Raw genomic sequence first — 22,065 nt, 5'->3', positions numbered from 1 at the left:
AAGGCTCTGGCGCCTAGATCCGCTCGATCGCCAAAGCGATGCCTTGCCCACCGCCAATACACATGGTGATCAGCGCCTTTGACCCACCGATCCGCTCCAACTCATGAAGCGCCTTGACGGTGATGATCGCGCCCGTGGCCCCGACCGGGTGCCCTAGGGCGATGGCCCCGCCGTTGGGGTTCACCTTCGCACCGTCCAGCCCAAGGCCCTTGTTGACCGCAAGGGCCTGCGCCGCAAAAGCCTCGTTCGATTCGATGACATCGAAATCACCGATGGAAAGCCCGGTTCTCGCCAGCAGGTTTTCCACGGCTGGCACCGGGCCGATGCCCATCACCTCGGGCCGCACGCCCGCGTGGGCATAGCCCAACACCCGGGCGCGCGGCTTCAATCCGGCGGCCTCCGCCGCCTCAGCCCGCGCCAGAACCAGCGCAGCGGCACCGTCGTTGATGCCGGAGGCATTGCCCGCCGTCACGCGCCCATCCTTCTGGAAAACTGCCTTCAGGGACCCGAGCTTTTCCAGCGAGGTCGCCTTGGGATGCTCATCCACCTCAAACGGCACCATGTCGCGCTTCACGCGGACCTCCACGGGCACGATCTGCTCGGCGAAATAGCCCTGCTCAATCGCATGGGCTGCCCGCTCTTGCGAGGCCATGGCGAAGGCGTCCATCTGGTCGCGCGTCACATCATGCTCATCCGCCACATTCTCGGCGGTCACGCCCATGTGCCCGGTGCCAAACGGACAATTCAGCGCCCCCAGCATCATGTCGAGCGTCTTCACGTCGCCCATCTTCTGACCAAACCGCGCCTGCGGGATCACGTAGGGCGACCGCGACATGCTCTCGGCTCCGCCCGCGAGGCCAAACTGCGCGTCACCCATGGCCAGAGACTGGATCACCGAGACAATCGCCTGCGCGCCGGAACCGCAGAGGCGGTTCACGTTCATCGCAGGCGTCGTGTCCGGGATACCCGCCTGCATCGCCGCGACACGGCTCAGGTACATGTCGCGCGGCTCGGTGTTGATGACATGGCCATAAACCACGTGGCCGATCTGACCGCCTTCAACACCCGCACGCGCCAGCGCGGCCTTGGCCGCGACGGTCGCCGTCTCAATCGGGGGTGTCCCCGCGAGGCTGCCGCCGAATGTGCCGATTGCCGTGCGCGCGCCCGACAGGATGACGATATCGTCCATGATAAAACCCTCCGCGATGTGTCACGGAGGGTTAGAGCATTAATCGGGCCGTAACGCCAAGTTTTACACGGCGTCAAATTGGAGCGGTTGAACCGATTGGAACAGCCCCGTGGCCATCAGCTTTTCCAGCACCGGGGCGGGCGGCTGTGCGTCGAGGTAGAGCAATGCGATCGCCTCTCCCTTGGGGCCAGAGCGGCCGAGGGTGAAGTTGGCGATGTTCACGCCATTCTCGCCCATCGTCTGACCCAGCGCGCCGATGATGCCCGGGACATCCTCGTTGGTGGTGTAGAGCATATGCGCCCCGATCTCGGCATCGATGTTGATGCCCTTGATCTGGATGAAGCGCGGCTTGCCGTCGGAGAAGACCGTTCCTGCAATCGACCGCTCGCGCTTGTCGGTCTTCACGACCAGGCGGATGTAACCATCGAACACGCCGGTCTTGTCCTGGGTCGTCTGGGACAGGTCAATACCGCGTTCCTTGGCGATCACGGGGGCGGAAACCATGTTCACATCAGGGTTCGTGGCCTTCATCACACCGGCAATCGCGGCGCAATCGAGCGCCTTCAGGTTCATGCCCGTGACGACACCGTTGTAGACCACGTCGATGCTTTTGATCGGCTCTTGCGTCAGTTGGCCCACGAAGGCGCCCAGATGCTCGGCCAGTTTCACCCAAGGCCCCATCACGGCGGCTTCCTCGGCGGTCACAGACGGCATGTTGAGCGCGTTGGAGACGGCACCGGACAGCAGATAATCCGACATCTGCTCGGCCACTTGCAGGGCGACATTCTCCTGCGCCTCGGTGGTGGCAGCGCCCAGGTGCGGCGTGACGACGACGTTGGGCAGGTGGAACAGCGGGTTCTCCGTCGCCGGTTCCTGGGCGAACACGTCAAATGCCGCACCCGCGACGTGACCGGATTTCAGCAGCTCGGCCAGGGCAGGCTCATCCACGAGGCCGCCGCGCGCGCAGTTGATGATCCGCACGCCCTTCTTGGTCTTGGCGAGGTTCTCTGCGGACAGGATATTCGCTGTCTTCTCGGTAAAGGGCACATGCATGGTGATGAAGTCGGCACGGGCCAATAGCTCGTCCAATTCCACCTTCTGACAGCCGATTTCCTTGGCGCGTTCCTCGGACAGGAAGGGGTCATAGGCCACGACCTTCATCTTCAGGCCCAGCGCGCGAGAAATCACGATGGACCCGATATTGCCCGCACCGATGACGCCGAGGGTCTTGGCGGTCAACTCGACGCCCATGAACTTCGACTTCTCCCACTTGCCGTCGTGGGTGGAGGCAGAGGCCTCGGGGATCTGACGCGCCACCGCGAACATCATCGCGATGGCATGCTCGGCGGTGGTGATCGAATTCCCGAAGGGCGTGTTCATCACGATGATGCCCTTCTTCGACGCGGCGGGAATGTCGACGTTGTCGACCCCGATGCCCGCACGACCGATGACCTTGAGGTTGGCGGCAGCGTCGATGACCTTTTCTGTCGCCTTGGTGGCGGAGCGGATGGCCAGGCCATCGTATTGGTCGATCACGGACAGGAGTTTCTCCTTATCCTTGCCGAGGTCGGGCTCAAACGTGACGTCGATGCCGCGATCGCGGAAGATCTGGACGGCGGTTTCCGAGAGCTTGTCGGAGACGAGAACTTTGGGGGCCATGGGTGGCTCTCCTATATGGGGCGGCGGCGCGTGGGGCCTGCCGGAGAATTGAGTTGTATTTGGCAAGATGAAGGGGGGAGCGGCGCGCATTAGGCCGCTCCCGCATGCGCTTTGGGTCAGGCCGCGACGGGTTGCGCTGCGATCTCGGCGTGGAAGGCGTAGTCGAGCCAGGGGAGCATCGCTTCGATGTCCGAGGTCTCGACGGTGGCCCCGCACCAGATGCGAAGGCCTGCGGGCGCGTCGCGGTACGCCCCGATGTCGAGCGCGATGCCCTCATCCGCTAGGCGCTTGGCGACGGCCTTGGCGAAGGCCGCACCGTCCTGGATGCGGGCATCGGTGAACTTCAGACAGACGGAGGTGTTGGACCGCGTCGCCGGATCATGGGCGAGGTTGTCGATCCAATCGCGTGCGTCAGTGAACGCATGGATGGCGCCTGCATTTGCGTCCGCGCGGGCGTGGAGCGCCGGCAAACCACCGAGGCTCTCGGCCCAATCGAGCGCGAAAAGGTAATCCTCGACACACAGCATGGAGGGCGTGTTGATCGTGGCACCCGTGAAGATCCCCTCGATCAGTTTGCCGCCCTTCGTCAGGCGGAAGATCTTCGGCAGCGGCCAAGCGGGCGTGTAGCTTTCCAGCCGTTCCACGGCGCGTGGGCTGAGGACGATCATCCCATGGGCCGCTTCGCCGCCCATCACCTTCTGCCAAGAGAAGGTGGTGACATCCAGCTTGTCCCACGGCAGGTCCTGGGCAAAGGCGGCAGAGGTCGCGTCGCAGATCGTCAGCCCCTCACGGTCCGCCGGGATCACATCCCCATTCGGGACGCGCACGCCGGACGTGGTCCCGTTCCAGGTGAACACCACGTCTGTATCCCAATCGACGGCGCCCAGATCCGGCAACTCGCCGTATTCTGCCGTCGTCACCGTCGCGTCGAGGCCAAGCTGCTTGACCGCATCCGTCACCCAGCCTGCGCCGAAGCTCTCCCACGCCAGCATGGTGCAGGCGCGCGCGCCCAGCAGCGACCACATCGCCATTTCCACGGCGCCCGTGTCCGACGCAGGCACGATGCCCACGCGGTATCCCTCGGGCACGCCCAGGATCTCAGCGGTTTTGTCGATGGCCAGCTTCAGCTTCGCTTTGCCCTTCGCCGCGCGGTGGGACCGGCCCAAAGGCGCGTCAGCCAAAGCCTCGGGTGTCCAGGTGGGGGGTTTGGCGCAGGGGCCAGAGGAGAAGCGGGGGTTCGCCGGGGTGGCGACAGGCTTCGTGACCGGCCGCGTGGCCGGGGTCTTGGTATCCATAACGAGTATCCTCACAGATATGCGCCCCTCGTTGGGGAGGGGTGTCCCACCTGCGGGAATACGGGAGGGGCGCCGTAAGGCACAAGACGGAAAAACAGCCCAGACCGTCGGTTTTGACAGATTCCCCGAATTTCACGTTGCCGATGGGAAACTTTTTAGCCGCGCCCAATCATCGCCGCGCAATCGATAGGACGCACCCGGAAAACCAACGCAATGTCAACCAAACTTTACATTTTTCTTGGCGTTTGCATGACACACAGCTATTCCTTAGGTTGAGTAAGACTTTAAGGTTGCCCGGCAACCGCGACTGCAATTGGCGAGGTCCAAATGAAAGACCAAGGACATTCCTTTACCTTCGATCTGTCGGAGTATCTGCCGTTCCAGATGTCTGTCATCTCGGCGCAGATGTTCACGAATGTGATCGAAGACGCCGGTTTGCAGATGCCAGAGTGGCGCATCATGATGGCCCTGCCCTCGCATCAGCCCTGTTCTTCCCACGATCTGTGCATCCTCACGGCGATGGATGCTGCGCGGGTCAGCCGGGCGCAGAGACGGCTGGAAGACCTCAACATGATCTCGGTCATTCGCGACAAGGCCGACCGGCGACGCCTTGTCGTGCGCCTGTCTGATAAGGGCACGGTCGAGCTTTCGCGCCTTAAATCTGCCGCGCAGGCCGCCGAAAGCAAGATGCTGGACGCCCTGGGTCCAGAAGACCGTGCACAGCTGAAAACGGCCATCGGCAGTCTTTTTGAACGGCTTTAATCGAGCAACAGCCTTGTAAGCGTGCGGTCCGGGGCCTCGAGCCCCTCGATGATGGTGAAATGGTCTTCGCCCGGCAGCTCGACCGCTTTCGTTTCCGCCCCCAGGCCCTGCCAGATATTGGCCAACAGCGCGTTTTGACGCCGGAACTCCGGGCGTTCCTTTGCGCCGACGACACACGTTAAACGTGTATCGCCCCGGGGAACCAGCAGCGCGGGGCTTTCCGAAATCGCCTCGTTTCGCGTAATCCGCAGCGTCTCGTTCATCTTGGTCCACAGCAGGGGCCGAAGGTCGTGGACGCCGGAAATCGACATCACATGGACGATCCGGGCCGCGACCTCGTCGGGCAGGACGCCCGCGCACGCCATCCGTGTCACCAGATGCCCGCCCGCAGAATGCCCCGTCAGGCGGATCGGGCCGGGGATGCGCCGGGCCGCCGCGCAGACCGCGTGCGCCACTTCCTGGGTGATCTCCGCAATCCGCGCCTTGGGTGCCAGCGTATAGCTCACCACGGCCACCGCTTGCCCCGCCGCGCGCGGGCCCGCCGCCAGATGCGCAAAGTCGCGGCCCGAAAACGCCATCCAGTAACCGCCATGCACCACGACCGTCAGACCCTGCGCCCGCCCCTCGGGCAGATACAGATCGACACCGGGCAGCGCCTCATCCGGCACCATCTTGGCGGCCCGCTCTGCCCATCCGGCCACAATCTCATCCGCGTTCTCAATATACGCGCCATTGGCGTAGGCATCGTCCCAGTCCGTGATCCGCATGATGTCCTCCCTGCGGCGACCACCCTGCGGCAGATCGCCCGTCTGCGCATCCCTATTCATGACGAAGGGGTGTCCGACCCGCCCGCGCCTGCTACATCGCTTTCCATGACCGCGCCTCTCCTCGACCTTCGCGATATTCGCAAGTCCTACCCCTCGGACAACGGGCCTTTGAAGGTGCTCGATGGGGTCTCCGTTGCGCTGGCCGTGCGAGAGACCTTGGCGCTGACGGGCGAAAGCGGATCGGGCAAGTCGACGCTTCTGCATCTGTCTGGCGGGTTGGATCAGCCCGATAACGGTGAGGTCGTGCTGGAAGGGCAGGACATCGGCCAGCTGGATGATGCCGCCCGGGCGCAGGTGCGGCGGCTGCGGATCGGGCTGATTTTCCAGCAGTTCAATCTGGTACCGTCGCTTTCCGTAGGGGCGAACATCGCGCTGCAAGCCCGGCTTGCGGGGCGACACGACACGGAATTCGCCGCTGATCTGGCCACGCGCCTCGGCCTTAGTGACTTGCTCAGCCGATACCCAGAGCAATTGTCCGGCGGTCAACAGCAGCGCGTCGCCATCGCCCGCGCGCTTGCCCCGCGTCCGGCTTTGATCCTGGCAGATGAGCCGACCGGAAACCTGGATGAGGAAACCGGCGACGCCGTGCTGAGCCTGCTGTTGGACCTTGTGGCCGAGACCGGTGCCGGCCTTCTGATGGTGACCCACTCCCCGAGGCTGGCCGAGCGTCTTGGCCGTCGCGTGCATCTGTCCCGTGGGCGATTGGGGGGCTAGAACATGCTCTACACCGCCCTTTCGAGCCTTACGTCCCATTGGCGGCGTCACCCCGGCCAATTCGCCATGCTCGCCCTCGGGTTGGCCCTCGCGACGGCGCTCTGGTCCGGTGTGCAAGCCATCAATGCCGAGGCCCGCACGGCATATGACCGCGCCGCCGCGACCCTTGGACAAGACCAACTGGCGCGGCTGGAGCGGGCCGACGGACGCCCCGTAGACCTCTCGGAATACCTGGCATTGCGCGCCGCAGGCTACCTGGTGTCGCCCGTCATCTCCGGCGAGTTGCGCGACGCGAATGGCCGGCTACGCGTGCTCGGGATCGACCCGCTGACCACCCCGGCTGAGGCCCAAGGCCCCGCACTCGACGGCGACCTGGATCTGGCGGCGTTCTTCACGGCTCCCGGCCTGATGCTGATGACGCCAGAGACGGCGAATGGCCCGCTCCCCGCCGACCTGCCGCCGATTTCCCTGGCCGAAACAGTGCCTCCCGCCGCCGCCATCACCGATATCTCCACCGCCGCGCGGCTTCTGGGCCAGGACAATCCGTCCTACCTTCTGGTCGCCAACGCGCAACCCCTTGGTCTGCCCCCGATCGCCGAGGCGACCTCCCTCTCGCTCCGCGCGCCCGACACGGCCAACGACATCGCGCGGCTGACCGACAGCTTTCACCTCAACCTGACCGCTTTTGGCCTGCTGTCCTTTGGCGTCGGTCTCTTCATCGTCCACGCTGCGATTGGGCTCGCGTTCGAGCAGCGTCGCGCCATCGTCCGAACGCTCCGCGCCCTCGGCACGCCCCTGCGCACGATCCTCTTGGCCCTCTCTTTGGAGTTGGCCGCAATCGCGTTGATTGCCGGAGGGATCGGTGTCGCGATGGGCTACGCGATTGCCGCAAGCCTCATGCCCGGCGTCGCCGGAACGCTGCGCGGTCTCTACGGGGCCGAGATCGAAGGCGTGCTTCAATTCAGTCCCTATTGGGCAGGTTCGGGACTGGTGATAACATTTGTCGGCACCGCCGCCGCCGCGGTCCAAGCGATGATCCGCACCGCGCGGATGCCGCTTCTGGCGCCCGCGATGCCGCGCGCCTGGGCCCAGGCCTCGGGCCGGATGATCCGCCTGCAAGCCCTCGCGGCGCTCGGGCTTTTCGCCGCCTCGGGCGCGCTGGCCCTCTTCGGCCACGGCCTCATCGCAGCCTTCGGCTGTTTGGCCTGCCTGCTCATCGGCGCCGCGCTGGCTTTGCCTGCCGTGATGACCGGCGCCCTGTCACTGATCCGCCCCAAAGGCGCCTTCGCCGAATGGGTCGTCGCCGACACCCGCCAGCAGATCCCGGGCCTGTCGTTGGCGCTCATGGCCCTGTTGTTGGCCCTATCCGCCAACATCGGCGTCTCGACCATGGTCGGATCCTTCCGGACAACGTTTCTCGGCTGGCTCGACCAACGCCTCGCATCCGAGCTTTACGTGACCGCAACAACCCCCGATGAGGCAGAGATGCTGATGCAGGTCCTCGCCCCCGACGTGGACGCGATCCTGCCCATCGTCTCGACCGAGATCCGCCTGTTCGGTCAGCCCGCCGACCTCTTCGGCGTGGTCGATCACGAGACCTACCGTGACGCCTGGCCCTTCCTGTCCCAGGCGCACGACCCCTGGGGTCAGATCGCGTCCGGCGCGGCGATCCTGGTCAACGAGCAACTGGCCCGGCGGGAGAACCTCTCCATCGGCGATATCGCAAACGGCCTTCCCATCGTCGGCATCTACTCCGACTACGGCAACCCCCAGGGCCAGGCGATTGTGTCCCTAACTCGCCTGTCAGAGACCTATCCAGACGTCCGCCCACGTCGCTTCGCCATCCGCATCGCGCCGGAGGAGGCGCCGGCCCTCGCCACCCGCCTGCGCGCCGATTTCGGCCTGCCCCCGGACGCCGTCACCAATCAGGCGCAGGTTAAGGCCTTCTCGGTCGAGGTCTTCGACCAGACCTTCCGCGTCACCGGCGCGCTCAATGTCCTGACCCTGGGCGTGGCGGGCATCGCCCTGCTCACCAGCCTACTGACCCTCGCAAACCTCCGCCTGCCGCAACTGGCACCGATCTGGGCCATCGGCGCATCACGCGCGACATTGGCGAAGGTCGAGATGGGGCGCAGCCTGATCCTGGCAGCGATCACCTTCCTCGCAGCCCTTCCCGTGGGCCTCCTGCTCGCCTGGATCCTCCTGGCGCTGGTGAATGTGGAGGCCTTCGGCTGGCGTCTTCCGATGCAGCTTTTCCCCGGTGACTGGCTCCGCCTTGGCGCGCTGGCCCTCCTCGCAGCAGGCCTCGCCGCCCTCATCCCCACCCTGCGCCTCGCCCGCATCCCGCCCGCACGCCTCACACAAGTCTTCGCGCAGGAACGCTGATGATCCGTTTCCTTTTCGCCCTCCTCCTCACAGGCCCCCTCCACGCCCAAGGCTTCGCGGGCCTCGGCACCACCGCCGATGGCTTCGCGGTCCCCGCGCCCGATCCCAGCTTCTCCTTCCCGGAGGATCACGGCCCCCACCCCGATTACCGGATCGAGTGGTGGTATCTGACAGCCACGCTGCAAGGCACCGACGGCACGGAATACGGCATCCAATGGACGCTCTTTCGCAGCGCCCTCGCCCCGCAAACCTCCGAGGATTGGACCGCGCCGCAACTCTTCATGGGCCACGCGGGCCTCACCACGCCCTACGCCCACTATAGCGCCGAGCGTCTGGGGCGCGGCGGCATCGGTCAGGCGGGCGTCACCGCGCAGCCGTTCCGCGCCTACATTGATGATTGGCAGATGGTCTCTACCGCGCCCACCGGTGACGCTTACGATGCCCTGATCCTCACCGCGCGCGGCAACGATTTCGCCTACGACCTGGCGCTGGAGGCCACGGGCCCGCTGATCTTTCACGGCGACGCCGGGTATTCCGTCAAAAGCGCCGAGGGGCAGGCGAGCTACTATTACTCGCAACCGTTCTACACGGTCACCGGCACCCTTACCCTGCCGGAAGGCCCCGTGCAGGTCACCGGCAACGGCTGGCTGGACCGCGAGTGGTCCTCCCAACCCCTGTCCGAGGATCAAAGCGGCTGGGATTGGTTCTCACTACAACTGCCCGACGGCGCGCGCCTGATGGCCTTCGCCCTGCGCGACAGCAGCAACACGCCCTTCACCTCCGCCACCTACATCGCGCCCGATGGCACCACCCAGGCCTATGGCGACGGCGCCGTCGCCCTTACGCCGCTGGCAACCACCGACGTGGACGGCCGCGCCATCCCCACCCAATGGCGCCTGGAGTTCCCGGAACGCGGCATCGACATCACCACAACACCCCTGAACCCCCAAAGCTGGATGAACACGTCCTTCGCCTATTGGGAAGGCCCGATCTCTTTCACCGGCACCCACGCCGGACGCGGCTACCTGGAAATGACGGGCTACGAATAGACCCTGCGCGCCAGAAACCCGGACTGCCAATCAAAGCGCCTCACTCCCCTATTCCCCGTTCCATAAATATCCCCCCCCGGAGGGCCTGCGCTCCGCAGGAGCGCATGGGGAGCCCGAGGGGCCAGCCCCTCGGTCCCACAGTCAGCCCCCCGCGACATACATCGGAAACGACACGCCCAGCGCCCAGCCCAACAGCACGCCCAACCCCAAGCCCACAGCCAGGCTCGATCCGGTCCGCCGTCCCACCCAACGGCCCATCATCCCGAAGGTGCCGTAGAACAACAGGATTACCGGGAAGATCAGAACCAGGAAGAAAAGCCGCTCGAAATCCAGCGCCACCGCAACCCCGAGCGAGCCCAGGAACGCCCCGCGCACCACAGCCCTCTGCCACAAAGGCGCGCGCGTCGCCTGGGTCAACACCGCATCCGCCCACATCGCCAGCACCGCCCCCGGCACGATCGCCGCGATGATCACCACGCGGCCCCCATGGGGCACGAAGGACGCGGCGTAGCGGTCCAGCAACATACCGAACACCCCGATCCCGAAGGCCGCCAAGGCCAATCCCCAGATCCAGCCCCGCGCCTCGACCGGCCACCCCGCGACCAAGGCGCCGCCCAGGACCAAGAGCCCATATAGCCCCAGATGCACCGCCAGATAATCAGCCACGAGCACCGGTAAGGCCCCCACTTCGATCATAACCGCCACCGGCGGCACGACCAGCGCGGGCCCCAGCGCCAGCACCCAGAACGCCCGCCTTGGCAAGGCCTCTGGCACTTGGCCTGCGGGCAAAACCCCCGCCAAAGGCCGCGCCAACGTCACCGCGCCCGCCAGCATCACCAGCAGCGCCCAGCCGAGCCTCGGGACCTCTGCCGTGCCCCGCTCAAACGTCGCCCCCAGCCAGTCCACGGCCTCTCTCAACCCGCCCACGGCAAACAGAATGCTCACGTGTTCCGCCCATGGCACCGCCACGGCGCGCCGCGCAAAGCCCTCCCCGGGGGTGCCAATCGTCTCACCCTCCACGGCGTCCAACTCCGCCATCACGCGCCGGGCCTCTGCGCGCAACGCGCCCTCCCAGGCACCGTTCAGGATCAGCAGGTTCTCGGGCGCGTCTTCCACAATCGCCTGCGAGAAGACCGAGACCCCCACAACCGCCGCCACCCGCTCGTCCGCCAACCCCGCGCGCACCACAAGGTCCGACGACATCGAGTGTCCCACCAGCGCCACGCGCCCATCCGCGCCGGGCAAGGCCAATGACCACTCCACAACCCGCGCGATTTCCTCCAGCAGGATCCGCGTTGTCCCATCGAGCGAGGTCACATCCCCCGACATCGGCACCGGGTTGCGCCCGTGTCCCTCCAGATCCAGCGCCACCGCGATATAGCCCGCCCGCGCGAAGCTCAGCGACCAGGCGCGCATCATCTGCCGCGATCCCGCGAAGCCATGGACGATCACCACCACCGGGCCATCCGCCCCCGCCGCTTGGGTCACCGTCACCGGCGTCGTGCCGACGGTGTCATGCCGCACCTCCAGCCCCGCCGCCGCGCGTTCCTGCAACGCGATGCCCACCCCAAGGGCCAGCACCGCCACCACTGCGAATATCCACGTCTTCATCAACCGCCACATAGCCTTCACCAAGCGACTGGTCCAGCACGCGCGCCCCGCCTATGGTCGCCAAAACACGTCGGAGGCCGAGCCCATGTTCACCATCACCCTCATGTCCAACCACGCCATGTATCTGGACGCGAGCCTTGTGGCGAACCTGCGCAACGCCATGGGCGGCGGCGAGGCTGTCTGGCTCGACCCCAACCATTGCGCCGAGTTCGACGCCCCCAAGATCCCGCGCAACATTCAGACCGTCTGGGAAAGCCTGAGCGCCGAGGGCGTGGATCTGGTCTGGCAGAAGGCGGGCGACCGCAAGAAGCGCATGCTGCTCGCCGATATGGACAGCACGATGATCCAGCAGGAATGCATTGATGAGCTGGCAGCCGAGGCTGGCGTCGGCGACCGCGTGGCCAAGATCACCGCCCGCGCCATGAACGGCGAGCTGGATTTTGAGGAAGCGCTGCTGGAGCGCGTCGGCCTGTTGAAGGACCTGCCTGAGGCGACCATCGCAACCGTGCTAGAGAAACGCATCACCCTCATGCCCGGCGGCGCCACGCTTCTGGCCACGATGAAGGCGGGCGGCGCCCATTGCGCGCTGGTCTCCGGCGGCTTCACCGCCTTCACCTCCGCCATCGGCGCGCAACTGGGCTTCGACGAACACCACGCCAACACGCTCCTCGCGCAAGACGGCAAACTCACCGGCGACGTCACCCGCCCCATCCTCGGCCGCGACGCCAAGGTCGAGGCGCTCCACCGCATCACCAAAAGCCTCAAGATCAAACCCAAGGACGTCCTCGCCGTCGGCGACGGCGCCAACGACCTGGGCATGCTGCAACTGGCGGGCACCGGGGTGGCGCTCCACGCCAAACCCGTGGTCCAGGAACAAGCCAAACACCGCATCAACCACGCCGACCTCACGGCGCTGCTGTTCATCCAGGGCTACGCAAAAACAGACTTCGTCACCGCCTGAATCACCCCCCGTGAGTCGAAGGTCGGGTCAAGGATGCGCAGCACCGCGCCCCGCGCGGCTTGTCCTTGACGCGGCCTGCGACTCGCACCGACCCTCGCAATGGCCTGTTTGCGGCAGACCTGCCCGCAAACGGCCTCTCAGCAAAATCCAATATCGATCAAACAGATCCAAACCTGCCCGTCAGAGCGCAACCGCGCGTGCGTCAGCACGCGCCATGCCCAACCGAACGCGAAAGCTCTGCTTTCGTCGTTTGGGCGGGAGCGCTACCCCCCCCCGGCGGAGTCTACTCCGCCGGAACCGCCGCTTCTTCGATCCCCAAAGGCGCGGGGATCTTGTCGAGCATCTCTTTCGGGCAGACCTGCACGAAGTGCGCCTTCTCCACGTCCCAGTGCTGCAGGATATCGCGCGCCCGCATGGAGCCGGTCTCCTCCCCATGGCGCTCGATCAAACCGCGCAGCTGCGCTTCCCAATGATCAACCGTCACAGGACACGTCACCAGCGTCTCCATGTTCATCTGCGCCTGCGCCATCCCCTCCGGATCGTAGAGATACGCCATGCCCCCGGTCATGCCCGCGCCGAAGTTGGCGCTGATGCCGCCCAGGATCACCACGACCCCGCCGGTCATATACTCGCACCCGTTCGACCCGCAGCCCTCGATCACCGCCTTCGCGCCCGAGTTCCGCACCGCGAACCGCTCGCCCGCCCGGCCCGCGGCGAACAGATACCCGTCCGTCGCGCCGTACAAAACGGTGTTCCCGATAATCACGTTGTCTGACGCTTCCAGCGGCGAGGCCATCGGCGGACGCACCACAATGGTGCCCCCCGAAAGGCCCTTACCGACGTAGTCGTTCGAATCGCCCGACACCTCCAGCTTCAGCCCCGGCGCGGCAAAGGCCCCCAAGGATTGCCCGGCAGAGCCCTTCAGCTTCACCGTCAAATGGTTCGGCTGCAGATCGTTCCGCATCCCAAATCGCTTCACGATATGGCTCGACGTCCGCGTCCCGATGGTCCGCAGAGTGTTCTGCACCGCGTAAGACAGCTGCATCTTCTCGCCATCCTCCAGGAACCGATGCGCGTCCTTCACGATCTGGGCGTCCAACGTATCGGGCACCTCATTGCGGGGCTTGTTGCGGTCGTAAACGATCCGATCCGCACCATCGACAGTGATCAACATCGGGTTCAGGTCCAGGTCATCCAGATGCGCCGCCCCCCGGCTGACCTGCGTCAGCAGATCGGCCCGGCCAATCACCTCATCGAGGCTCCGCGCGCCCAGCTCTGCCAGGATCTCGCGTACTTCCTCGGCGTAGAAAGTGATCAGGTTCACTACCTTGTCGGCATTCCCGGTGAACTTGTCGCGCAGCTCCTCGTCCTGGGTACAGACGCCCACGGGGCAAGTGTTGGACTGGCACTGACGCACCATGATGCAACCCATGGCGATCAGCGCGGCGGTGCCGATGCCGTATTCCTCAGCCCCCATCATGGCAGCCATGACAATGTCACGCCCGGTGCGCAGGCCACCATCCGTGCGCAGCGTGATCCGGCCCCGCAGGTTGTTCATCGCCAGAACCTGATGCGCCTCGGTCAGGCCCATCTCCCACGGAAGACCGGCATACTTGATGCTGGTTGCGGGGCTCGCCCCGGTACCGCCGTTATGCCCCGAAATCAGGATCACATCGGCCTTGGCCTTTGCGACACCGGCGGCAATCGTGCCAACGCCCGAGGACGCCACAAGCTTCACCGTCACCTTACAACGCGGGTTGATCTGCTTGAGGTCATAGATCAGCTGCGCCAGATCCTCGATGGAATAGATATCGTGGTGTGGCGGGGGTGAGATCAGCATCACGCCGGGCGTCGAATGGCGCAGGCGCGCGATCAGATCCGTCACCTTCATGCCGGGCAGCTGCCCGCCCTCACCGGGCTTGGCACCCTGGGCGACCTTGATCTCCAGCTCTTCACACTGGTTCAGATACTCGGCGGTCACGCCAAACCGGCCCGACGCCACCTGCTTGATCTTCGCCGACGGGTTGTCGCCATTGGGCTCCGGGTGGAAATGCGCCGGATCTTCGCCGCCTTCACCCGAGTCGCTCTTTGCGCCAATCCGGTTCATCGCCACGTTCAGCGTCTTATGCGCCTCGGGCGACAGCGCGCCCAGCGACATGCCCGGCGTCACGAACCGCTTGCGGATCGAAGTGATGCTTTCCACTTCCTCCAACGGCACCGGCGCGCCCAGCGGCTTGATGTCCATCAGATCGCGAATGTGAATCGGCGGGTTCTTCCGCATCTGCGCCGAATACTGCTTCCACAGACCATAGCTCGCGCGGTTACAGGCCTCCTGCATCATATGCATCGTAGTCGCCTGCCAAGCATGGGTCTCGCCGGACCGGCGCGCCTTATAGAAGCCACCAATCGGCAGCACCGACTCGCCCCGCAGCCAGCCCTTGGCGTGGACTTCCTCCACCTTGTGCTGCAACCCGCTGACGCCGATGCCGCTGATCCGGCTCAACATGCCGGGGAAATAATCCGCGACCATCGCACGGCTCAGCCCCACGGCTTCAAAGTTCAGACCGCCGCGATAGGAGGAGATCACGCTGATCCCCATCTTCGCCATGATCTTCAACAGGCCCGCATCAATCGCATTGCGATAGCGCGTCATCGCCTCCGTCAACGTGCCCTCGATCAGCCCCCGGTCGATCCGGTCCGCAATCGAATCCTGCGCCAGATAGGCGTTCACCGTGGTGGCGCCACAGCCCACCAGAACGGCGAAGTAATGCGGGTCAATGCATTCGGCCGAGCGCACGTTGAGCGAGCAGAAGGTCCGCAGCCCCTTCTTGGTCAGCCCCGAATGCACAGCGCTCGTCGCCAGGATCATCGGCATCGCCACCCGGGCCTCACTCTGCCCCTGATCGGTCAGCACCAGGTGCCCCGCCCCGGACCGCACGGCGTCTTCGGCTTCCGCGCGGATACGCTCTAACCCGCGGCGCAGAGCCCCACTTTCGCCACCCGCGTCAAAGGTACAGTCGATCTCCACGACCGAATCGTGGAAGTAGCCGACCATCTTGTCGAACTGCGCGTTCGCCACGAAGGGGCTGTCGAGCACAAGGATTTCCGTCTGCGACGAATCTTCATCCAGCACGTTCTTCAGGTTCCCGAACCGGGTCTTCAGCGACATCACCCGGTACTCGCGCAGGCTGTCTATCGGCGGGTTCGTCACCTGGCTGAAGTTCTGCCGGAAGTAATGGCTGAGCGGACGATACTGAGACGACAGAACCGCAGACGGCGTATCATCCCCCATGGACGCCAAAGCCTCTTTCGCATCCTCGGCCATCGGCGCCAGGATCTGCTCCAGCTCTTCAATCGAATAGCCCGCCGCAACCTGCCGCTTGCGCAGGTCCGAACCGCTGAACAGCGCTTTCTCCGTTTCGCCGCGCGTCTCGGCCTCCAGATCGGTGATCTTGCCGACCCAATCGCCAAAATCCCGCGACGCGGCCAGGGCGTCCTTGATCTCGGCGTCGTGGAACAGGGCCTTTTCCTGCATGTCCACGGCAATCATCTGCCCGGGCCCCAGCGCGCCCTTTTCGACCACGCTGGCCTCATCCACCGGCACCATCCCGGTCTCGGACCCCGCAATCAGCAACCCGTCGCCGGTCACGACGTAACGCATCGGCCGCAGGCCCGAGCGGTCCAGCCCAGCACAGACCCATCGCCCATCGGTCATCGCCAAGGCGGCGGGGCCGTCCCACGGCTCCATGACGGAATTGCAGTAGGAATACATGTCGAGCCACGGCTTCGGCAGTTCCGTCGCGGTCTGGCTCCACGCCTCGGGCACCAGCATTGTCTTGGCCATCGGCGCAGACCGCCCGGCCCGCACCATCACCTCGAACACCGCATCCAGTGCGGCGCTATCGCTCGACCCCTGCGCCACGATCGGCTTGATGTCCTCGGCCAGATCGCCAAAGAACCCGCTCGCCATGCGGATCTCATGGCTCTTCATCCAGTTCAAATTGCCCTTCAGCGTGTTGATCTCGCCGTTATGGGCCAACATGCGGAACGGCTGCGCCAGCCACCATTGCGGAAAGGTGTTGGTGGAGTAGCGCTGATGATAGATCGCGAACGCGCTCTCAAACCGCTCGTCCTGCAGGTCGGGGTAGAACACCGCCACCTGCTCGGCCAGCATCATGCCCTTGTAGATGATCGAGCGGCACGACAGCGAACACAGGTACAGCTGCTGCACGCCCGCGGCCAAAGCGGCCTTCTCGATCCGGCGACGGATCACGTACAACTCACGCTCAAACGTCTCTTCATCGACGCCCTTGGCGTTGGAGATGATGATCTGCTCAATCTCGGGCCGCGTCGCATTGGCCTTCTCACCCAAGCACGAGACTTCCACGGGCACATGGCGCCAGCCGTAGATGTAATAGCCCATCCGCAGAACCTCGGATTCCACGATGGTCCGGCACACTTCCTGGGCGCCAAAGTCAGACCGAGGCAGGAACACCTGCCCCACGGCCAGCAACTCATCGCGCATCTCGTGGCCGGTGCGCTGCACCTGCTCTCCGAAGAACTTGTAGGGGATCTGCACATGGATACCCGCGCCGTCGCCGGTCTTGCCGTCCGCATCCACAGCGCCCCGGTGCCAGATCGCCTTCAGCGCGGTAATCCCCGCCTCCACGACCGACCGCTGAGGTTTCCCATCCACCGCAACCACAAGCCCCACGCCACAAGACGAATGCTCGTCTTCCTCGCGGAACATGCCGTTCTGCTCCATCCACTCTCGCTTCGCCTGCTCGGCGGCGGCCCATGCGGTGTCAAATTGGGTCATCAGATATCTCCCTCGATATGGGGGTTCTTGGATTCGTATTCTGCTTTGGTGGCGCGGCGATGATCGCCAGATAGCGTGGCGTAGGCCGGCGCACAGTCGGTGTAGATTTCCGAGATCAACGGGAACTTTGCCGCGTCCGGGAACAACGCGGGCATCAACTCATAGACCGCCGCGTCGTCATCGGTATCGCGCAGCCACAGGTTGCTGCCGCAGATCGGGCAAAACGTCCGTTCCGCGAAAGGGGTGGACGCATAGGTCGCCACGTCCCCAGTCACCTGCACCGCGTCTGCATTGGCCTGGAATGCCGCCCAGAACACGCCGTTGGACTTCTGGCAAATGCCGCAATGGCACCCGCCCACGGCGGCGATGTAGTCTCCATCCACGGTGATAGAGACTGATTTGCACAGACATGCGCCATGCAAGACACCAGTGGTCCGGTAGGGATCCGCGATGCTCATCCCTGCTCTCCCGCCGGCAAGGTCAGCCCGCTCATCATGTCGCCGCAATCATATTGCGGCTCGGTCGACAGGAACCCCGGCTCGCCCGGTTCCGCGAATTCCATGGGAGAGTAATTGCCCTCGAACACCTCACCCGACGGGGTCGTCACCGTCTCCAACCCGCCGAAGAACAGGCCCAGGCGGCGGCTCACGAACTGGCTGCCCTCGGTCACGCGGGGGCCTGCCTCCGTCTGCCACTGGTAGGCAAACTCGGTCACTTCCAACACTTCGCCGTCGACGGTTACGGTCGCGCCGGAAAGCGCGTCAAACCCGGTGTAGTCGCGGCGGAACACGCCCTCCGGGCGATCTTCCCGGATCGAGAAGACCATCGTGTCGCGGCCCGTTTCCAACAGCTCCGACATCGAGGCCGGGTCTTCTTCGGGCTGCATCAACGTATCTTGCGACCCGTTGCGCAGGTTGAACGCCCGCAACCACCGAAATTCCTCATCCGTGAAGCTAAGGTAGAACGCCCCCTCCTGATCCAGCGTCGCGCGCCAATGGGTCCCTTCCGGGTCCCCGTCGCAGCGCCAGTGGTGCGAGATCAGGCAGGACCGCGACTGAACCGTCAGAAACGCCGTGCAGCCCTCCGGCACCGGGAAAAGGTTAACGCTTTGCGCTGTCAACGGCGTTGCGCAAATCGCCGTGAGCAGCCCGGTCGACAGGGCCGTGGTAAGGATCTGGTAACGAATGGCAGTCATCAGGTCAGAGGTCCTGTCGTTTAACGTTTTGCCCAAGATGTGCTCCGGGCGGTTTGTGGCAATTCCGGTGTACAGGTTGTGTACGCCCGGTGTACGGGTGTCACAGGCGGCCCACGCCGCCCGGTGAGGGTGTTAACGGATCATTCCGCCGCGACGGTGCCCTGGGCATAGACCCGCTCCAGGATCGCCTCGGCGGCCTCGCGCCCGTCGCGGATCGCCCAGACAACAAGGCTCGCGCCGCGCACGATGTCGCCCACGGCAAAGACGTTTTCCAACGCTGTCTCATGGGTGCGGTTGGCCTTCACGGTGCCCCAACGGGTCACCTCCAGCTCAGGCGTGTCCCACAGCATCGGCAGATCCTCAGGCGAGAACCCCAGCGCCTTGATCACCATGTCTGCGCCTTCGACATAGTCAGCGTTTTCAATGACTTCCGGGCTTTGGCGTCCCGTCGCGTCCGGCGCGCCCAGGCGCATTTTCTGCACCATCACACCGTCCACGGCATCGCTGGCCGCGCTGAACCCCTTGGGCGCAGAAAGCCAAACAAAATCAACGCCTTCTTCCTTGGCATTCTGCACTTCGCGCATCGATCCGGGCATATTCGCCTCGTCCCGGCGATAAAGGCACTTCACGCTTTTCGCGCCCTGTCGCGTCGCGGTGCGCACGCAGTCCATGGCCGTATCACCGCCGCCAATCACCACGATCCGCTTTCCCTCGGCGCTCAACTCGCCGCTGTCGAACTCGGGCACGACATCACCAAAAGACTTGCGATTTGAAGCAGTTAGGTAATCAATCGCCCGCACGATCCCATCCGCGCCGGACCCCGGCCCTTCCAGCTCGCGCGACTTGTAGACGCCCGTCGCGATCACGACAAAGTCGTGCTTTTCGCGGATCTCGGGGAAGGTGATGTCTTCGCCGACGTTGCAATTCAGCACGAACTCAACACCGCCCTCTTCCAGCTGCTTGTTGCGCCGCATCACGACGTCCTTCTCCAGCTTGAAGCCGGGAATGCCATACATCATCAACCCGCCCGAGCGGTCGTAACGGTCGTAAACCGTCACCTGCAAACCCGCGCGCCGCAGCATGTCGGCAGCAGCCAGGCCACCGGGGCCCGCGCCGATTATCCCAACAGATTCAGGGCGTTCCACCGACGGCGCAATCGGCATGACCCAGCCGTTATCGAAAGCGGTGTCGGTGATGTATTTCTCGACCGAGCCTATCGTGACCGTCCCGTGACCCGATTGCTCGATCACGCAATTGCCCTCGCACAGGCGGTCCTGCGGGCAGATGCGGCCACAGATCTCGGGGAAGGTGTTCGTCGCCTGAGACAGATCATACGCCTCACGCAGACGGCCTTCTGCAGTCAATTTTAACCAATCGGGGATATTGTTGTGCAGCGGGCAATGGCTCTGACAATACGGCACGCCACATTGAGAGCAGCGCCCCGCCTGCTCCGCTGCCTTTTCGGTCGCATATTCACCGTAGATCTCGGCGAAGTCTTCTTTACGCTGGTCCGCTTCCCGCTTTTCAGGCATCTCTTTGCCAAGCGTCACGAACTTCAACATGGGTTGCTTAGCCACACCACATCTCCCATCTGTTTGCGCCCGTATATCGGGCTCGCCAGAGGATAAAAAGACAGCAATGCTTACCTAAATTCAAGTGTTGCGCGATCAGCGATTTAACAGAACGGTTTCCGAACCGTTAATATGGCAGCATAAGTTACCTATTGGATCTTAAAATGTTTGTTCTCAATAGGATGCCATCAACACACGGACAGGTTGTATGAGCCTCTATACCCTCTTTCTGCTGGCGCTTATCCAAGGTGTCACCGAGTTTTTGCCGATTTCCTCCTCCGGGCACCTGATTCTCCTGCCGAATCTCATGGGGACCGAGGATCAGGGACAGGCGATCGATGTGGCCGTCCATGTCGGCACGTTGGGCGCCGTGATCCTCTACTTCTGGCGCGATGTGCGCGCCGCCATCGCGGGCACCCCGCGCCTTCTGACAGGACGCATCGACACCCCCGGCGCGAAGCTCGCCTTCCTGCTGGTGATCGCCACGATCCCCGTCATCCTCTTTGGCCTGTTCCTGGAGATCACGGGCATCTACGACAGCCTGCGCTCCATTGCGGTGATCGGCTGGACGATGCTGATCTTTGGCCTTGTCCTTTATTGGGCGGACCAAACCGGAAAGCACGAAAAACACAGCGATGGCTGGAGCTTACGGGACGCCATCGTCATGGGCCTTTGGCAAGCCATCGCGCTGATCCCGGGCACGTCACGCTCCGGCATCACCATCACCGCGGCGCGTTATCTGGGGTACGACCGCGAAAGCGCTGCGCGGGTCGCGATGTTGATGTCGATCCCCACGATCATCGCCTCGGGCGTCTTTGCGGGCGCCGAGGTGATCGCCACCGCTGACGCCCAAACCGCCCGTGACGGCGCCATCGCCGCCGGGCTGTCGTTCCTTGCAGCGCTCGGCGCGTTGGTGCTGATGTTCAAGCTGCTCAAAAGCGTCAGCTTCACGCCCTACGTCATCTATCGCGTGATCCTGGGCGTGGTGCTGCTGTTCATCGCATATACCTGAAAAGGCTCAGCTTTCCCGCAGGTTCTTGGCGCTTTCCTTGATGTTGGAAAACTGACCCGAGGGACGATAGGGCCAAAGGTAATCCTCCAGCACGGCGTCCATCGCCGTCGCCTGAATGCCCAGATCCGCCAGCGTTTGGGCGTCGTCTGACACCACGTTATCCGACCGCAGGCTGCGCACCTGGTCACGGGTCAGGATGCCATTATGGAACAGCCCGCCGGTCAGCTTAGACAGCAGATCAAAGCTTGCGCCCATGATCCCGGCCACCGGAAACGGAATATTCGCAATCAAGCGACGGCGGCGCACGACGTCCAACATGCGCTGCATCAACTCGCGGAAGGTTGCGACGTCTGGCCCGCCAAGCTCATAGATTCCGTGAGCTTCGCCCTTGACGCCAAGAACGGCGGCCTGGGCGACATCGTCAACATAGACAGGCTGAAACCGCGTCTCGGCCCCCGCGACGGGCAGCACGGGCGTGTTCCGGGCCATGCCCGCGAACCGGTTAAAGAAAGCGTCCTCGGGTCCGAAAATGACCGAGGGGCGCAGGATCAGAGCCGTCGGAAAGGCCTCCAACACGGCGGCCTCCCCCTGGCCTTTCGACTGCGCGTAAAGGCTTTCGCCGCCCACATCGGCCCCAATGGCCGAGATATGCACCAGCGACGTCACGCCCTCTTCCGCCGCAATGCGCGAGATCCGCGCCGCGCCGTCGTTCTGCACCGCCTGGAAGTTGTTCTTCCCGCCCACATCAAAGGTGCCCACACAGTTCACCACCGCGTCTGACGCGTGGATCGCCGCGCGCACGCTGTCGTCATCACGGATATTGGCCAGGATCGGTTCCACCTGGCCGACAACGCCGTAGGGTTTCACGAACAAAGCCTCGTTCGGGCGCCGAACCGCGACACGCACGCGCCAACCGTCCTTAGCCATGCGGCGGGCGATGTAGCGGCCGACAAAACCGGATCCACCGAAGATCGTGACGAGTTTGGCCATGGTAAGGCTCCTTTAGTCGCAGCTTG

General features: G+C 64.3%; 16 protein-coding genes. 6 read left to right on the top strand and 10 right to left on the bottom strand.

The window, feature by feature from the left end; translation table 11 throughout:
- Positions 1–13 precede the first annotated feature (13 nt).
- The 3 genes from AC6I9R_RS01315 to AC6I9R_RS01305 all read right to left on the bottom strand — a co-directional run bounded on the left by AC6I9R_RS01315 (position 14) and on the right by AC6I9R_RS01305 (position 4,143).
- Positions 14–1,189 carry an acetyl-CoA C-acyltransferase family protein gene (locus AC6I9R_RS01315; protein WP_461426905.1) on the bottom strand — a complete coding sequence of 392 codons (1,176 nt, stop codon included), beginning with the start codon at positions 1,187–1,189 and terminating at the stop codon, positions 14–16.
- A 63-nt stretch (positions 1,190–1,252) separates the two neighbouring features.
- The gene (serA, locus tag AC6I9R_RS01310) at positions 1,253–2,848 is read right to left on the bottom strand and encodes a phosphoglycerate dehydrogenase (protein ID WP_461426906.1); all 1,596 of its coding nucleotides are present in this window, start codon (positions 2,846–2,848) and stop codon (positions 1,253–1,255) included.
- A 116-nt stretch (positions 2,849–2,964) separates the two neighbouring features.
- Positions 2,965–4,143, bottom strand: coding sequence for a phosphoserine transaminase (locus AC6I9R_RS01305; RefSeq protein WP_461426907.1), 1,179 nt, complete (start codon positions 4,141–4,143; stop codon positions 2,965–2,967).
- Between the two features lie 327 nt (positions 4,144–4,470).
- Here AC6I9R_RS01305 and AC6I9R_RS01300 point away from each other — a divergent pair, with 327 nt between their 5' ends.
- Positions 4,471–4,905, top strand: coding sequence for a MarR family winged helix-turn-helix transcriptional regulator (locus AC6I9R_RS01300; protein WP_461426908.1), 435 nt, complete (start codon positions 4,471–4,473; stop codon positions 4,903–4,905).
- Here AC6I9R_RS01300 and AC6I9R_RS01295 read toward each other — a convergent pair.
- Positions 4,902–5,672: an alpha/beta hydrolase gene (locus AC6I9R_RS01295; RefSeq protein ID WP_461426909.1), complete on the bottom strand. Its 771-nt coding sequence runs from the start codon at positions 5,670–5,672 to the stop codon at positions 4,902–4,904. The genes AC6I9R_RS01300 and AC6I9R_RS01295 overlap by 4 nt on opposite strands.
- A 105-nt stretch (positions 5,673–5,777) precedes the next feature.
- Here AC6I9R_RS01295 and AC6I9R_RS01290 point away from each other — a divergent pair, with 105 nt between their 5' ends.
- From AC6I9R_RS01290 to AC6I9R_RS01280, 3 genes are read left to right on the top strand one after another with little or no spacing between them, the layout of a single operon-like run.
- The gene (locus AC6I9R_RS01290; RefSeq protein ID WP_461426910.1) at positions 5,778–6,446 is read left to right on the top strand and encodes an ABC transporter ATP-binding protein; all 669 of its coding nucleotides are present in this window, start codon (positions 5,778–5,780) and stop codon (positions 6,444–6,446) included.
- 3 nt (positions 6,447–6,449) lie between these two features.
- Complete coding sequence (locus tag AC6I9R_RS01285) at positions 6,450–8,831, top strand: FtsX-like permease family protein (protein ID WP_461426911.1); 2,382 nt, start codon at positions 6,450–6,452, stop codon at positions 8,829–8,831.
- On the top strand, positions 8,831–9,880 hold the full coding sequence (locus AC6I9R_RS01280) for a lipocalin-like domain-containing protein (RefSeq protein ID WP_461426912.1): 1,050 nt from the start codon (positions 8,831–8,833) through the stop codon (positions 9,878–9,880). Before AC6I9R_RS01285 ends, AC6I9R_RS01280 begins: the two co-directional genes overlap by 1 nt.
- 141 nt (positions 9,881–10,021) lie before the next feature.
- Here the strand turns inward: AC6I9R_RS01280 and AC6I9R_RS01275 are convergent, their stop codons facing one another.
- Positions 10,022–11,491 carry an alpha/beta hydrolase gene (locus AC6I9R_RS01275; RefSeq protein WP_461426913.1) on the bottom strand — a complete coding sequence of 490 codons (1,470 nt, stop codon included), beginning with the start codon at positions 11,489–11,491 and terminating at the stop codon, positions 10,022–10,024.
- A gap of 85 nt (positions 11,492–11,576) precedes the next feature.
- On the opposite strand from AC6I9R_RS01275, the gene serB reads away from it, so the two are divergent.
- Positions 11,577–12,452, top strand: a complete 876-nt coding sequence (serB, locus tag AC6I9R_RS01270; RefSeq protein WP_461426914.1) for a phosphoserine phosphatase SerB — start codon at positions 11,577–11,579, stop codon at positions 12,450–12,452.
- Between the two features lie 283 nt (positions 12,453–12,735).
- On the opposite strand, the gene gltB is transcribed toward serB, so the two are convergent.
- From gltB to AC6I9R_RS01250, 4 genes are all read right to left on the bottom strand, one after another.
- A complete protein-coding gene (gene gltB / locus AC6I9R_RS01265) occupies positions 12,736–17,271 on the bottom strand; it encodes a glutamate synthase large subunit (RefSeq protein ID WP_461426915.1) in 4,536 nt (1,511 codons plus the stop codon).
- Positions 17,271–17,729, bottom strand: coding sequence for a GFA family protein (locus AC6I9R_RS01260; RefSeq protein WP_461426916.1), 459 nt, complete (start codon positions 17,727–17,729; stop codon positions 17,271–17,273). Before AC6I9R_RS01260 ends, gltB begins: the two co-directional genes overlap by 1 nt.
- Positions 17,726–18,466, bottom strand: a complete 741-nt coding sequence (locus AC6I9R_RS01255) for a hypothetical protein (protein ID WP_461426917.1) — start codon at positions 18,464–18,466, stop codon at positions 17,726–17,728. The genes AC6I9R_RS01260 and AC6I9R_RS01255 overlap by 4 nt, the downstream gene beginning before the upstream one ends.
- Positions 18,467–18,606: 140 nt before the next feature.
- On the bottom strand, positions 18,607–20,043 hold the full coding sequence (locus tag AC6I9R_RS01250) for an NAD(P)-dependent oxidoreductase (protein WP_461426918.1): 1,437 nt from the start codon (positions 20,041–20,043) through the stop codon (positions 18,607–18,609).
- A 202-nt stretch (positions 20,044–20,245) separates the two neighbouring features.
- Here AC6I9R_RS01250 and AC6I9R_RS01245 point away from each other — a divergent pair, with 202 nt between their 5' ends.
- Complete coding sequence (locus tag AC6I9R_RS01245; RefSeq protein WP_461426919.1) at positions 20,246–21,049, top strand: undecaprenyl-diphosphate phosphatase; 804 nt, start codon at positions 20,246–20,248, stop codon at positions 21,047–21,049.
- A gap of 6 nt (positions 21,050–21,055) precedes the next feature.
- Here AC6I9R_RS01245 and AC6I9R_RS01240 read toward each other — a convergent pair whose 3' ends face one another.
- Entirely contained in the window at positions 21,056–22,039 is a 984-nt protein-coding gene (locus tag AC6I9R_RS01240) for a complex I NDUFA9 subunit family protein (protein WP_461426920.1), read from the bottom strand.
- Positions 22,040–22,065 lie beyond the last annotated feature (26 nt).

It is taken from the genome of Gymnodinialimonas sp. (assembly GCF_059726805.1).
This window is presented reverse-complemented; position numbering and strand designations above follow the sequence as displayed.